This is a genomic window from Bradyrhizobium sp. USDA3516, from assembly GCF_057651995.1.
In genome coordinates this window covers 206,350-219,294 of the sequence record NZ_JBYGYN010000003.1, presented here as the reverse complement: position 1 = coordinate 219,294, position 12,945 = coordinate 206,350, and the positions used below count along the sequence as shown (strand labels likewise).

The following is a 12,945-nucleotide window of genomic DNA, read 5'->3' as shown; positions in this document are numbered from 1 at the left end:
GCGCGCTATGGACGCGATTCCGGGTGGCTGCCATAAGCCTGCGCAACATGGTTACGGCGAAGCAGTTTCGCGGAACCAGTCAGTTGCTAACTAATTATGAACCTGTCGCTGTCTATTTGAAACGAATGGGGCAGAGACAGGGGACGAGGACCATGGCAGATCGCGGCGCACTCAAATTTGTTGGATTCATCTTCGCGACTGCGACGTTGGCCGTGATGCTGGTCGCCGGCATGGTGGTGAAGGGCTATGCCGATGGCGCCTACACGCTGGAAGCCTCGACCATCGAAGCGGCCCGGTAAGAATTCGTTAACGATCGCGGCCGGCATCCGGCCGCAGCTCAGCGGCTATAGACGAACGCCAGGATGGCGATCGCAACCGCCAGCAGCCCGACAAAGCGCAGCATGATCGTGCCGAATTGATTCGGCGCGGGCCGCAACGGGATCGGGTCCGTGGTGTCGGGCCGAATGCTTTCCATGACATGTCCCCCGAGCCCGGCCGTAGCTGCACGGGCGCTTGGCGTTAGTCGCCGGGAAGGGGCGGTGGGTTCAAAGGGCGGTCTCGTGTCCCGGACGCGCTGTAGCGTGCAACGCTGCTGCGCAGAGCCGGGATCCATTGAGCGGCGCTGGAGAAATGCCGTGACATGGGCCCCGGCTCTGCGACGCGTCACTGCGTGCCGCATCGCGTCCGGGGCACGAGACCTCTCTGAATCAAAACCGCCGCGTCCCTTCCGGAACGCGGCGGCCAATGATGCGTCCGTGTCGGCGATCAGCTGTTGCGCAGGCCGTCGGCGGCGCGTTTCCACTGCGCGACGTTGTCGGCGATCATGCGGGTCGACTTCATCGCGGCCTGGCTGAGCTGGGCGTAGCCGGAGATCTCGCGCTGGACGCGCTGGCCTTCAGCGTGCAGCAGGTCGCGCAGGCTCTCGAGCTCGGAGATCAAATTCTCGATCTCGGCGAGCGAGGTGCCGGCAACGCGCTGGATCAGCGAGTTGACGTTGTTGACGGTGGCTTCCGCGCTCGGGTCGAGCGGCGGCGCGTCGGTGGTGCCAGAGGCCGGACGGCGCAGATAGGCGATGTCGTTGCGGACGAAGTCGCGGATGCCGGCTTCGACCTCCGTCACGGCGGCGAGGTTGGTGTCGACCGTCTCGGTCTCGGTGGCTTCGACCTTTTCAGGACGCATGGCGTTCATCGTTATTCCCCTGTTCGCGTTGAGCGCAGCGCGAGTGTCCCCCGCACGACGACGTCTGTGAGGCAGGCCGTATCAGGGCGTCCGATTTTGACCGCAAATGGGCCGAGATGCGGCAAGGCCGGACGTTTCAGGGGTTTTGCCGTGGCGTATGGTTAGGGAAGTGTGAATGCGGTCGCGGTGATGGCCTCTCCCCGCAGGCGGGGAGAGGGGAAGGGGCTCACCAGCTCTTCTTGAAGCCTGCCGTCACGCTCTTGTTCAGCGTGCCTTGCGGGGTTTCACCGACCGAGCCCGATACGGTGACGTTGTCGAACAGCTTCTGCTCCGCGCCGAGCTTGCGCAGCCATTTGTCGTCGGTGGTCGACAGCGTCTGGCCGGCGATGATGCTGGTGCCGGTGTCGGTCACGGTGACCTTGGCGCTCTGGTCGGTCTCGTAATTGCGCGTGACGTGGCCGCCGATGCCGGGGACCGCACTGGTGCCCTGCTGGTTGACGCTGTAGCCGTTCTGCAGCGTCAGCGAGGTGTCGCCCGACAGCGGCACCGATTTGGTCAGTGACGCCCCGACCTTGCTGTGCTCGGCGCCGGGATCGACCCTGGCTTCCACCGCGGTCTTGTCCCAGATCGCGCCCGCGCCCGGCGCGGTTGCCGTCGCCCAGGCGCTGCCCGAGGAGTGCGGCAGGTTGCCGCCGTTGGTGGCCTTCTGTGCCAGCAGCTCGGACATCGTCCTGGGCTCGCTCGCCAGCGTCATGTCGGCGCCGATCCGGGTATCCCAGAACGAGGACACCGATTGCTTCACGGTCACCGCCGAGGAGCCGTTGGCATTCGGGTTCGACGACCAGTCGAGGCCTTCCCTGGCGGCGGCCTGGGCGCGCTTCTTGGCGGCCATCGGATCGATGCCGGTCCCGGCATCGACCGCGAGCTGGCTCCAGTCGAGCTTGTCGACGTCGATGTCCTTGAGCACGTCGGGGTCGTTGACGTCGGGGGCTTCCGCCACAGTCTCTGTCTCGGCCTCGTCGTCAGGCGCGGCTGCTGGGGAGGAGAAGGGCGGAATGATCTGCGCCTGTAACGTCAGCGCCGAGCCCAAGATGAATGCAGCCGCCAGCAACGGCAGCCTGGTCCAGCCAAACCCTGTCGAGAATTCCATCGTCCTGCCCACGAACCCCGGCGCATGTCCGCCTCACTATAGCGGCCGCAATGACCATGCGCCATTCCGGCGCAGAAAGTGCCGATTTATCGTTGCGGAATTGTGGCGGTTCGCAAGGGGAGGCGAACCAACGGGCCGCGCGAAAGGCGCGCGTCCGATGACAAGCTCGTGATGCGACGGCATCCGGCGGGGCTGGAGGCCGGGACGGTCGCGATCGCCTCGTCATCGGTCCCGAACAGCGGGGCCCGTTGGCGTCCCGCCTGAAGCGCGATGATCATCATCGTGCTTCAGGTTGTTGTTTGCGCATGATCGTCTCGGAAAACCGCTTCGCATTTTGCGCTAACGCGGCCCTGCGGGTCCGGATCATGGGTTAGCCGACGCTGGTCATCTTCGGCAGATGAATGGCGCGGCCGAGCGCCTGCTCGACCAGGTCGAAGGTGTCGATCAGCACCCGCATGCTGATCAGCTTGCCCGCCCTGAACTGGGCGAACTGCGCCACGCGCAAGCTGATCGGCTTGTTGGAATCCAGGGCCGTCAGCGAATAGCGCACCATCGAGGCGGCGGAATCGACGCCCAGCATGATGCTCTCGCGGTCGAAGCGGCGGACGTGGAAATTGTCGGCGAGCTGGCGGATGACGTCGAGCACGGCATCCTTGCCCTGGCGCGCGCCGAGGAACGGAAACATGTCGATCGGGCCGTAGAGCGCCCATTCGACGTCCTCGTCGATCAAGGCCTCGATGTCCTCGAAATGCCGGTCGTTGATCGCGCGGTGCAACGCACGCGAGAAACGCCAGAGACCGTGCTCTGTCATTTGGGGCAGTCCTGAAGCTGGCTTTGCGGAAAAAAACGGCAAACAACCCCATGCGCACGCGGGCGCCGGGGCTTAACTCATTTGTATACGAACAAATTAGCAGATTTCGGCCAAAACGCAATTCACGTTTTCGCAATGCACACTTGATCGTTCTCTGTGAGATTTGCAATAGAACCCCGTAATTGTCCGGGTCCCGGCGCTCAATCCGGCCCCGCGATCAGCGGCCCGATCTCCCGTTCCAGCACCTGCTGCACCAGGTCGTAGGAATCGATGATCTCGCGGATCTCCGCCACCAGGGCGCCGCGGAAGGTGTAGAATACAGCCATGTCGAACTGCACCATGCGGTCGTTGCTGCGCTTCTTGAAATAAGCGTGCACATAGGTCGCGACCGCCTCGCCCTCGGCGACGATGTGCGGCGCCTTGTAGCGGATCTCGGAATAGCGCGACCAGATCGTCTGCCAGAGCTCGCGTAGCTCCTGCTTGCCGTGGCGCGGCACCATGTGCGGCAGCACGTCGATCGGCGCGTGGGTGAGAAAATCGACGTCGTCGGTGCAGCAGGCCAGCGCGGCCTCGATGTCGCCGCGCGCGAAGGCATCGAGCAGGTGCACCACGCGTTGGCGATTCAGCTGCTCGACCGTCATTCCCGCCCGTCCTCGTTCCGCGCCCCGTTGCGCTCCGCAACGCCAGCGCGCGGCCTCGCGCACCGGCAATCCGCGAAATCACAGGGATGTTGCAGACGTTTTGACGCACGAGCGCAATACTCGGTTCAAGACATGCAATTGCCGGTTGAGTTGCCTGATGGCTGCACGAATTCGCGCCCCTTCCGATTGCGGGACGCGCAACGCGCATGGAGCAATGCGCAACATCACTACGACGCAGGGGCAACAGCAGTGCCAGGTGAACGGGAAGAGGAAGTTATGAGCGAAGCTGACCTGTCGCCCCGCCGGCGGTGCGCTCCCTCGCCCCGCTCTTCGCGGGGAGAGGGTTGGGGTGAGGGGATGTTTCGGCGAATTCGCTTCGCGATCGACCTCTCCCCGCAAGCGGGGCGAGGTGAAGCGCGCCGCCGCCCCCCGCGTGACCCATCTCACATCACCCCTCCCGCGCCGCGACTACCGTCATCGACATGTCATCAGGGAGACGTGCCATGGCCGCCATCGCCACCGTCAGAAAGTCCCGCCTGCACAACGCGCTCGAAGGCCTCGCGCTGACCGCGACCCTGCAGAGCTTCCCGACCTTCGCCACGGCGGCCTTCCTGCTCAAGCTCGCCGGCGACCAGGACCTCGTCGGCGACCCCGGCGTCGCCATCTTCGTCGCCTTCGCCTCGCTCACCCACGCGACGCTGGCCGTGACCCTCGGCCCGAGCTTCCCCGTTCTCTTCAAGACCGTCTACGAACCCAAGTTCTTCGAGGCCCATCTGCCGCTGTCCGACAAGATCACGGCCTGGCGCACCCAGCCCGTCGCCTCGCTGCAACTGGTGACGATCGTGCTGCTGCTGTCGGTGATGGCCGTGGTGACGGCGAGCGTGGGGTGACAGGCTTTTCTGATCGATCAAATGCTCGTATGCTACTATTGGTTGTCTTATAGAAGCCGCTCCGACATCCACATTTTTGACTTCGGTGAAGGGGGCAACATGGCCAAGCGATCCACACGAGGTAAGTCTAGGCTAGTGGTACCGGGAGGCATCGGCGCAAACGTTGTAACTTACCGCATCGAGACGTGGTCCGAGTTTATCGGCATGATCCAGCGATGGCGCAGCGTTAGAAACTGGTGCTTTAGGGGGCAGGGCGACGCACGATGGCCGCTTCGATCATCCTTGTCCCGCCATATCGAGGTCTCCAAAGTCGTTAAGAAGGCGTGGGCCGTCCAAGAAATGCGTATTCGACGAATATTCGAACGCAAATCGCATCTGTACATGGCAGACGTTCCTGACGGCGACGAACTCGAATGGCTTGCTTTGATGCAGCATCATGGTGCGCCAACCAGATTGCTGGACTTTACATGGTCACCCTATGTTGCCTCGTTCTTTGCTCTTGAGCGAGCAACCGACGATGCGGCCGTGTGGGCGCTCAATCTTCCATTGCTATGGGATATCTATGAAAAGCGGCTCATCGACGGCGTAGACGTGCGAGACACTGATCCGCGGAACGCTGAGAACTATAAGAGGTATTTTCTTGAGAACCAGCATGCCTTTGTCTGGCAAGGCGATCCCCACAGTATGCCTCAACGTGTCATCGCTCAATCTGGTACATTCCTGGTCTCAAGCCACGTCGGAATGACAGTGGAGGAGATTCTTGCGAGCTATCCAGATGCAAGCGAACTACTAATCAAGTTCGTGCTCCCCGCGGCCAAGGTTCGTGGCGAAGCGATGGCATCGCTTTATTCGATGAACATTACGCAAGCCACTCTTTTCCCCGGACTTGACGGACTTGCCCGCTCGATGGCTTACGAATTCGAATATAGTTGGTCTGTCGATTTGAGGACGAACGAGCGGCTTAAAGCCTTGCGCAATCCTCGATTGGGCAGGCCACCTCTTGGGCGGAGACGAACACGAGGGAAGTAGTCATGAGCGTAGATCGTCACATAACCGGAGAATTACTACCTCTTCTTCCACCCACCCCTTCGCCCCGGCATCCCACCCGTCGACTTCGGCGCCGGACCGAACTCCGGTCCCGACTGCCTTGAATCCGTCGGCTGGATGATCCGGCTGTTTCCGCCGAACGGCTTTGCCGGCAGTGCGCGGCTCTCGCGATAGGGCAGCGATTCCGGGCCGTGCATCTCGTCGAGATGCGGCTTGTGCACCTTCGAGCCGGAGCCGCCGCCGCTCGCCTTGAGGGCGGAGCTGACCGTTTTCTTCTTCATGGCGCTGACCGGCAGATTGGCGGCGTCGCCGTACTTCTTGCTGCCGGCATAGGCGCCCGCCTTGCCCTGCACGACGCGCTGCTTCGCCGAGGGATCGTCGACCACGGCGAGCTCGGTCGCGCGCAGGCGCTTGACCTCGTCGCGCAGGCGCGCGGCTTCCTCGAAGTTCAGATCGGCGGCGGCCTCGCGCATCCTGGTTTCGAGATCGGCCAGCACGGCCTCGAAATTGTGGCCGATCGAGATGACGTCGTCGGTCATGTCGTGGCCGCCGACCTCGATCAGCACGTGGTCGCGCTCGTAGACCGAGTTGAGGATGTCGCCGATCTGCTTCTTCACGCTCTCCGGCGTGATGCCGTTGGCGGTGTTGTATTCGACCTGCTTCTCGCGGCGGCGATTGGTCTCGGCGATGGCGCGCTCCATCGATCCCGTCATCTGGTCGGCATAGAGGATCACCTTGCCGTCGACGTTGCGCGCGGCGCGGCCGATGGTCTGAATCAAGGACGTTTCGCTGCGCAGAAAACCTTCCTTGTCGGCGTCGAGAATGGCGACCAGCGCGCATTCAGGAATGTCGAGGCCCTCGCGCAAGAGGTTGATGCCGACCAGCGCGTCGAAGGCGCCGAGCCTGAGGTCGCGGATGATCTCGATGCGCTCGATCGTGTCGATATCGCTGTGCATGTAGCGCACGCGGATGCCCTGCTCGTGCAGATATTCGGTGAGATCCTCCGCCATGCGTTTCGTGAGGACCGTGATCAGCGAACGATAGCCGGCTTGCGCGGTGGCACGCACCTCGCCGACGAGATCGTCCACCTGGGTGCGGGCGGGGCGGATGTCGACGGGCGGATCGATCAGTCCGGTGGGGCGAATGACCTGCTCGACGAACACGCCGCCGCTCTCGTTCAGCTCCCAGCTGCCCGGCGTTGCCGACACCGCGACGGTCTGCGGCCGCATCATGTCCCACTCCTCGAAGCGGAGCGGGCGGTTGTCCATGCAGGAGGGCAGGCGGAAGCCGTATTCGGCCAGCGTCGCCTTGCGGCGGAAGTCGCCGCGGAACATGGCACCGATCTGCGGGATGGTGACGTGGCTTTCGTCGGCGAAGATCAGCGCGTTGTCGGGCACGTATTCGAACAGCGTCGGCGGCGGCTCGCCCGGCCGGCGCCCGGTGAGGTAGCGCGAATAGTTCTCGATGCCGGCGCAGCTGCCCGTCGCCTCCATCATCTCCAGGTCGAACGTGGTGCGCTGCTCCAGCCGCTGCGCTTCCAGGAGCCGGCCCTGGTTGTGAAGCTGGTCGAGCCGCTGCTTCAGCTCGGATTTGATCGACTTGATCGCCTGCACCAGCGTCGGGCGCGGCGTCACATAGTGCGAATTGGCGTACATCTTGATGAATTCGAGCTCGTCCTGCTTGTGGCCGGTAAGCGGATCGAACTCCTCGATGGTCTCGATGGTGTCGCCGAACAGGTTCACGCGCCAGGCGCGGTCTTCATAGTGCGCCGGGAAGATGTCGATGACGTCGCCGCGCACGCGAAACGTGCCGCGGGTGAAATCGGCCTGGGTGCGCTTGTATTGCAGCGCGACGAGGTCGGCGATCAGCTGGCGCTGGTCGATGCGCTCGCCCTTCTTCAGCGCGAAGGTCATCGCGGTGTAGGTCTCGACCGAGCCGATACCGTAGATGCAGGACACCGAAGCGACGATGATGACGTCGTCGCGCTCCAGCAGCGCGCGCGTCGCCGAATGACGCATGCGGTCGATCTGCTCGTTGATCGAGGAATCCTTCTCGATGTACGTGTCCGTGCGGGGCACATACGCTTCGGGCTGGTAGTAGTCGTAATAGCTGACGAAATACTCGACCGCGTTGTCGGGAAAGAAGTTCTTGAACTCGCCATACAGCTGCGCGGCCAGCGTCTTGTTCGGCGCCAGGATCAGGGCCGGGCGCTGCGTCGCCTCGATCACCTTGGCCATGGTGTAGGTCTTGCCGGAGCCAGTGACGCCGAGCAGCACCTGCGAACGGTCGTTGCGGTTGATGCCCTCGACCAGCTCGGCGATCGCGGTCGGCTGGTCGCCCTTGGGCTCGTAGGACGATTTGATCTCGAAGCGCACGCCGCCTTCGGACTTTTCCGGCCGCGGCGGCCGGTGCGGCGTCCACACCTTCATGGAGCCGTCGCCCTTGCGGAACTCCGGCCGGCCCTCGCGGATCAGCGATTCCAGCGCATCTGCGGTGGCCTTGACGCCGAGCGCCTCCATCTTGGAACGCGGCGGACGCGCCAGCGCCTCGGCATCGTCCTCCTCGGTGGGCAGGCCGAGCTGCCGCGCCAGTTCCGGATCGAGCGTCGGAATCGTGGCTGCGGTTCCGTAATTGGCCTGCGGTGCCTCCTCCAGCCCGGCAAGCTCACCGGACTGACGAGCGCCCGGCGGCTGCGGATTGGGCCGCAGCGGCATCGGCCGCGCGGCATCTTGCGGAAACTCCTTCGGCGTCGAAGCCCGCGCGCGATGCGCGGCGGCTTCGCCCCCGGCGCGACGGTCGCGCGAATTGTCCGGCGGCGGCTGCAGGCCGGTGCCCGATCCCAGCCCGGCATCGCCGCGATTGATCGCGGGATTGAGCAATTCGGCCAGCGCCGGCCCGATTGGCTGCACGTCGGGGCGATGCGCCTTCGAGTTCGGAGCCTTGGTCTTGGAGGATTTGCCGGATTTTTCGGAGGATGCAGGTTTCTTCGCCATCAAGCGAATATGGGACGAGTCCGCCCCGCAATAAAGGGTGAATGCCCCGAGCCATGCAGGCTGCTGACAGCAGGTTGGCAGCAGCCCTGCGGTTCACGCCGCCGGCAATGGCCCCTCATCGTCTCCGGCGGTGACATTCGGTTCGAGGATATCGAGATGAATGCCGCCGCAATCGGTGCAGCGCATGGTCCAGTACTCGCATCCGGCGCGGCCGCCGATCACGCGGAGCACCGAGAGGGCGCCGTCGCATTCCGGGCAGTTGGACAGCACTGCGCGGGCGTAGATCCGCGGCTGCGCTGCATCGGTTTCGATGATGGACATAACCGGTTTCCCCCCTTTTTGCCGCCCTGTTTCTGGGTTGACCTGCGGACCGCCTATTCGTCGTCGCCGGCTCGTCGCCGGAAACGATCGATGTGGTGCTTGGCATCGGCAATCGCGGCATCGCGATCGGGCCAGGCGAAGCCGACTTCCATGGCCGGAAACAGCACGCCGTCGATGGCCACCGGGCTGAGATCGGCGCGCCGGATCCGCGCGTGCCACAGCCCCTTGCCAGCTTCGAAGGATTCGATGTCAAAGCCGTCGTAGAGGGTCGTCATAGTGTAGGTCCCACGTTTCTTTTTCGGAGAGTCAGGGGACCACATTTGTGGATTTTGGGATGTGAAGCCGTTCACAAGCAGGCGGCTTTTTTCCGCCCGGCATTAGTTCCGCGCGGCGGCGCGGCCGATCCGGCGCGGCCGGGCGGCGGGTTCCGACGCCGCCCGCATGATCCAGCGGCGGAAGGCGGCAAAGTCGCGCTGCTCGGTCTGGAAGCTGCGATAGACGAGGTACCAGCGCATGCCCTTGGGCACCGAGAGGTCGAACGGCGCCACCAGCCGGCCGGCCGCGAGATCGTCGTCGATATAGGGGCGGATGCCCATGGCGATGCCGAGCCCGTCCGCCGCGGCCTGCAGCGCCTGGCCGTAGAACTGGAACTCGGGCCCGCGCGCGTTGATCCTCGCGGTGCCCGCCGCCTTCAGCCAGATCGGCCAGTCCTCGGGTGAGTGCGCGACGCGGATCAGGCTCGGTCCCTTCAGGTCGGCCGGCCGCTTCAATCCGCCGGCAAGGCGCGGCACGCAGACGGGGGTGAGGTCGCCGGCGAACAGCGGCTCGGCGACGAGGCCGGGCCAGTCGCCGGTGCCGAGCTTGATGCCGCAGGTCCAGTCCTCGCCGAACGGCACCGCGGCGCCGCCGGTGGTGAAGCGCACCTCGATGTCGGGCTCCTCGCTGCGAAACTCCGACAGGCGCGGGATCAGCCAGCGCATCGCAAAGGTGTGGCCGACGCCGATGGTGAGCACGCGCACGCTCGCAGGCGCCGTCACCTGCGCCGTGAGGCTCGCCAGCGCATCGAAGATCGGAGTCAGCCCGCTCTGATAGGCGCGGCCGGCCTGCGTCAGCACGAGCCTGTTGGCCTTGCGCTCGAACAACGCGACGCCGAGCCGCTCTTCGAGCAGGTGCACCATGCGGCTGACGGCGGCCGCCGATACGCTCAGCTCCAGCCCGGCCGCAGCAAAGCTGCCGGTCCGCGCCGCCGCCTCGAACGCCTTGATGCCGTTGAGAAACAGCAGCCGCCGCAAATGACCACCCTCAGGAAAGCTGATGCCAGGGCAAGATAACTCAGTTTGCGGAACAGGCGCAAGCGAGGCACAAACATCAGCGTAATTCGTGCTGATTTGTTGAAGGGGGCGCGTGCCTTCGCCTCTCCCCGCCTGCGGGGAGAGGCCGGAATTTGCGAGAGCAAATTCCGGGTGAGGGGACTCTCCGCGAGTCCAACTCTCACCGTCCCCGCGGAGACTCCCCTCACCCCGCCCTCTCCCCGCAAGCGGGGCGAGGGAGCGAGACAGCGTGCCTGCCTGACTGTCCGTGCCACCACCGGAGAATTCCTCGTGACGCCCATCATGTTCGCTGCCCTCGGATTGCTGATGGTGGCCACGGCGTTCCTGTCGGGGCTGTTCGGCATGGCGGGCGGGCTGATCCTGATCGGCGTGCTCTTGGCCCTGATGCCGCTGCCGACCGCCATGGTGCTGCATGCGATCACGCAGATGGCCTCGAACGGCTGGCGCGCGTTCCTGTGGCGGGCGCATATCCGCTGGCGGCCGGTTGCAAACTATATGGTCGGCGCGGCCCTCGCGCTCGCGGCGTGGTCGCTGACCGGCTATGTCCCAGACAAGCCGGTCGCGCTGCTGCTGCTCGGCATCACCCCCTTCATGGCGCGGCTCCTGCCGGCGAACATCAAGCCGGATCCCGATAGCCTCTGGCAGGGCACGGTCTATGGCACGATCTGCATGGGCCTGATGCTGATGACGGGCGTCTCCGGCCCGCTGCTCGACACCTTCTTCCTCGGCGGCGATTTCGGCCGGCGCGAGAAGGTGGCGACGAAAGCGATGTGCCAGGTCGTCAGCCATTTCACCAAGCTGATCTATTTCGGCGGCATCATCGACCAGGCCGCGAGCCTCGATCCCGTGCTCGCCATCGTCGCGGTCGCAGCCTCGATGCTCGGCACCACGCTGGCGCGCCGCATTCTCGAAGCCATGACCGACCAGCAGTTCATCGCCTGGTCGAACAAGCTGATCACCGTCATCGCCTGCTACTACATCGCCCATGGCGGCTGGCTGTTGCTGCGTGCGCCGGTTCTGGCCGCCTTCGACAAGGGAGGTTTGCAATGAGCGAGACGGCCGATCCGCTGGTGCTGGACTTCGTCGAATGGGTGGCGCGCGAGCCGCGCGCCTATGCCGAGGTGATCGCGACCTGGAAGACCTCGTGTCCGCGCCTCACCATCTGGGAGGACGCCGCCGAGCGCGGCTACGTCGCGCGCGAGACGATTGCCGGACTCGGGCTGGTCATCGCGGTGACGGAAGGCGGCGAGAGGCTGCTCCGCGCCAACGGACGGTGACGCGCATATCTGCCTCCACATCGTCATTGCGAGCGCAAGCGAAGCAATCCAGAATGTCTTTCACGGAAGCAGTCTGGATTGCTTCGCTTGCATCAGCGCAAAATTGCTTTGCAATTTTGTCGCGAGCTCCTCGCAATGACGGAGCATGAGGAGGCCGCCAACCATGTCGCTCAAGCTCTACGAACTCGTCGGCACCGATCCCGCGCGTCCCTTCAGCCCGTATTGCTGGCGCACGCGGATGGCGCTGGCGCACAAGGGCCTTGCGGCGGAATCGCTGCCCTGGCGCTTCACCGAGAAGAGCGCGATCGCGCCGCACGGCTCGGAGAGGGTCCCCGTGCTGTTGCATCACGACAAGGTGATCGTCGATTCCTGGACCATCGCGAACTATCTCGAGGACCATTTTCCGGATCGCCCGTCGCTGTTCGGCGGCGAGGGCGGCCGCGCCATGGCGCGCATGATCAATGCGTGGGGCGACATCGCCATCGTCGGCGGTCTCTCTCCGCTCATCATCGCCGACATCCCGAATAATCTCGGCGAGGTCGATGCCGCCTATTTCCGCAAGTCGCGCGAGGCGCGGTTCGGCAAGGGCCTGGAAGAGGTCCAGGCGAGCCGCGACACCGGCATCATCGCCTTCCGCAAGTCGCTCGAGATCATGCGGCAGACGTTCAAGACGCAACCTTTTCTCGGCGGGCAGGCCCCGAATTACGCCGATTACATCGTGTTCGGCGGATTCCAATGGGCGCGCGTGGTGAGCCCGTTCAAGCTGCTGGATGCGGATGATCCCATCTATGCCTGGCGGGAAAAGCTGCTGGATGCGTTCGACGGCATGGCGCGGAAGTCGCCGGGATTTGCGGTGTAACGCACGTCGCTTCGGGTGGGCAAAGCTGCAAAGCGCCGTGCCCACCATCTTCCACGAACGCAATGATAATGGGGGGCACGCTTCCGCCTTCGCTCTTCGAGCTACGGCGGACAAGTCGCTTTGCCTACCCTACAACACTACGACACGGCCTCCGCCGCCGCTTTCCGCAAGCACTCCCGGCACAGGCAGTCCTCGCCCTCGAGGGGCATCGGCAGCCGTGCCGTCTCCTCCGCGCACCAGCAGGTCCCTGAGAGATCGCAGCCGAATTCGCTGCCGCAACGGGAACAGGTGAGACGGCGCGCAAGTGCCGGCGCTGACGGCATTTCTTTCGGATTTGTCATGATCTAGGTCGAAGCTTCGCCGTCATTTTCATGGCGGGTTCATCTGCCGCTGCAGTATATTACGCGCCGACCGCGTCGAAAGGAAAGCACCTCGCAGGCGCGCGA

The 12,945-nt window shown here is 64.4% G+C and carries 16 protein-coding genes; 6 read left to right on the top strand and 10 right to left on the bottom strand.

All coding sequences use genetic code 11. The features are described from left to right. The first annotated feature begins 152 nt into the window (after positions 1–152). A complete protein-coding gene (locus AC24YW_RS11205; RefSeq protein ID WP_487482788.1) occupies positions 153–299 on the top strand; it encodes a hypothetical protein in 147 nt (48 codons plus the stop codon). 38 nt (positions 300–337) lie between these two features. On the opposite strand, the gene AC24YW_RS11200 is transcribed toward AC24YW_RS11205, so the two are convergent. From AC24YW_RS11200 to AC24YW_RS11180, 5 genes are all read right to left on the bottom strand, one after another. After that, positions 338–475: a hypothetical protein gene (locus AC24YW_RS11200; RefSeq protein WP_007614812.1), complete on the bottom strand. Its 138-nt coding sequence runs from the start codon at positions 473–475 to the stop codon at positions 338–340. 290 nt (positions 476–765) lie between these two features. Further along, complete coding sequence (locus AC24YW_RS11195) at positions 766–1,188, bottom strand: hypothetical protein (RefSeq protein ID WP_197953693.1); 423 nt, start codon at positions 1,186–1,188, stop codon at positions 766–768. 217 nt (positions 1,189–1,405) lie between these two features. After that, positions 1,406–2,329: a hypothetical protein gene (locus AC24YW_RS11190; RefSeq protein WP_487482787.1), complete on the bottom strand. Its 924-nt coding sequence runs from the start codon at positions 2,327–2,329 to the stop codon at positions 1,406–1,408. A gap of 370 nt (positions 2,330–2,699) precedes the next feature. Next, positions 2,700–3,140 (bottom strand): nuclear transport factor 2 family protein, encoded by a 441-nt coding sequence (locus tag AC24YW_RS11185; RefSeq protein WP_487482786.1) that lies wholly within the window; start codon positions 3,138–3,140, stop codon positions 2,700–2,702. A 200-nt stretch (positions 3,141–3,340) separates the two neighbouring features. Further along, positions 3,341–3,781, bottom strand: coding sequence for a nuclear transport factor 2 family protein (locus AC24YW_RS11180; protein WP_487482785.1), 441 nt, complete (start codon positions 3,779–3,781; stop codon positions 3,341–3,343). A gap of 503 nt (positions 3,782–4,284) precedes the next feature. Here AC24YW_RS11180 and AC24YW_RS11175 point away from each other — a divergent pair. After that, positions 4,285–4,671 carry a hypothetical protein gene (locus tag AC24YW_RS11175; protein ID WP_487482784.1) on the top strand — a complete coding sequence of 129 codons (387 nt, stop codon included), beginning with the start codon at positions 4,285–4,287 and terminating at the stop codon, positions 4,669–4,671. 21 nt (positions 4,672–4,692) lie between these two features. Further along, positions 4,693–5,700, top strand: a complete 1,008-nt coding sequence (locus AC24YW_RS11170) for an FRG domain-containing protein (protein ID WP_487482783.1) — start codon at positions 4,693–4,695, stop codon at positions 5,698–5,700. A gap of 35 nt (positions 5,701–5,735) precedes the next feature. On the opposite strand, the gene uvrB is transcribed toward AC24YW_RS11170, so the two are convergent. The 4 genes from uvrB to AC24YW_RS11150 all read right to left on the bottom strand — a co-directional run bounded on the left by uvrB (position 5,736) and on the right by AC24YW_RS11150 (position 10,324). Beyond that, positions 5,736–8,711 carry an excinuclease ABC subunit UvrB gene (gene uvrB / locus AC24YW_RS11165; protein WP_487482782.1) on the bottom strand — a complete coding sequence of 992 codons (2,976 nt, stop codon included), beginning with the start codon at positions 8,709–8,711 and terminating at the stop codon, positions 5,736–5,738. Between the two features lie 93 nt (positions 8,712–8,804). Further along, on the bottom strand, positions 8,805–9,032 hold the full coding sequence (locus AC24YW_RS11160; RefSeq protein ID WP_487482781.1) for a hypothetical protein: 228 nt from the start codon (positions 9,030–9,032) through the stop codon (positions 8,805–8,807). Between the two features lie 53 nt (positions 9,033–9,085). After that, positions 9,086–9,307 (bottom strand): hypothetical protein, encoded by a 222-nt coding sequence (locus AC24YW_RS11155; RefSeq protein WP_057027695.1) that lies wholly within the window; start codon positions 9,305–9,307, stop codon positions 9,086–9,088. Between the two features lie 102 nt (positions 9,308–9,409). After that, on the bottom strand, positions 9,410–10,324 hold the full coding sequence (locus tag AC24YW_RS11150) for a LysR substrate-binding domain-containing protein (RefSeq protein ID WP_487482780.1): 915 nt from the start codon (positions 10,322–10,324) through the stop codon (positions 9,410–9,412). A 309-nt stretch (positions 10,325–10,633) separates the two neighbouring features. On the opposite strand from AC24YW_RS11150, the gene AC24YW_RS11145 reads away from it, so the two are divergent. From AC24YW_RS11145 to AC24YW_RS11135, 3 genes are all read left to right on the top strand, one after another. Beyond that, on the top strand, positions 10,634–11,413 hold the full coding sequence (locus AC24YW_RS11145) for a TSUP family transporter (protein WP_487482779.1): 780 nt from the start codon (positions 10,634–10,636) through the stop codon (positions 11,411–11,413). Next, on the top strand, positions 11,410–11,640 hold the full coding sequence (locus AC24YW_RS11140) for a hypothetical protein (protein ID WP_128264786.1): 231 nt from the start codon (positions 11,410–11,412) through the stop codon (positions 11,638–11,640). Before AC24YW_RS11145 ends, AC24YW_RS11140 begins: the two co-directional genes overlap by 4 nt. Positions 11,641–11,803: 163 nt before the next feature. Beyond that, positions 11,804–12,499, top strand: coding sequence for a glutathione S-transferase family protein (locus tag AC24YW_RS11135; RefSeq protein ID WP_487482778.1), 696 nt, complete (start codon positions 11,804–11,806; stop codon positions 12,497–12,499). A 137-nt stretch (positions 12,500–12,636) separates the two neighbouring features. On the opposite strand, the gene AC24YW_RS11130 is transcribed toward AC24YW_RS11135, so the two are convergent. Next, the gene (locus tag AC24YW_RS11130) at positions 12,637–12,840 is read right to left on the bottom strand and encodes a cysteine-rich CWC family protein (protein ID WP_487482777.1); all 204 of its coding nucleotides are present in this window, start codon (positions 12,838–12,840) and stop codon (positions 12,637–12,639) included. Positions 12,841–12,945: the final 105 nt, after the last annotated feature.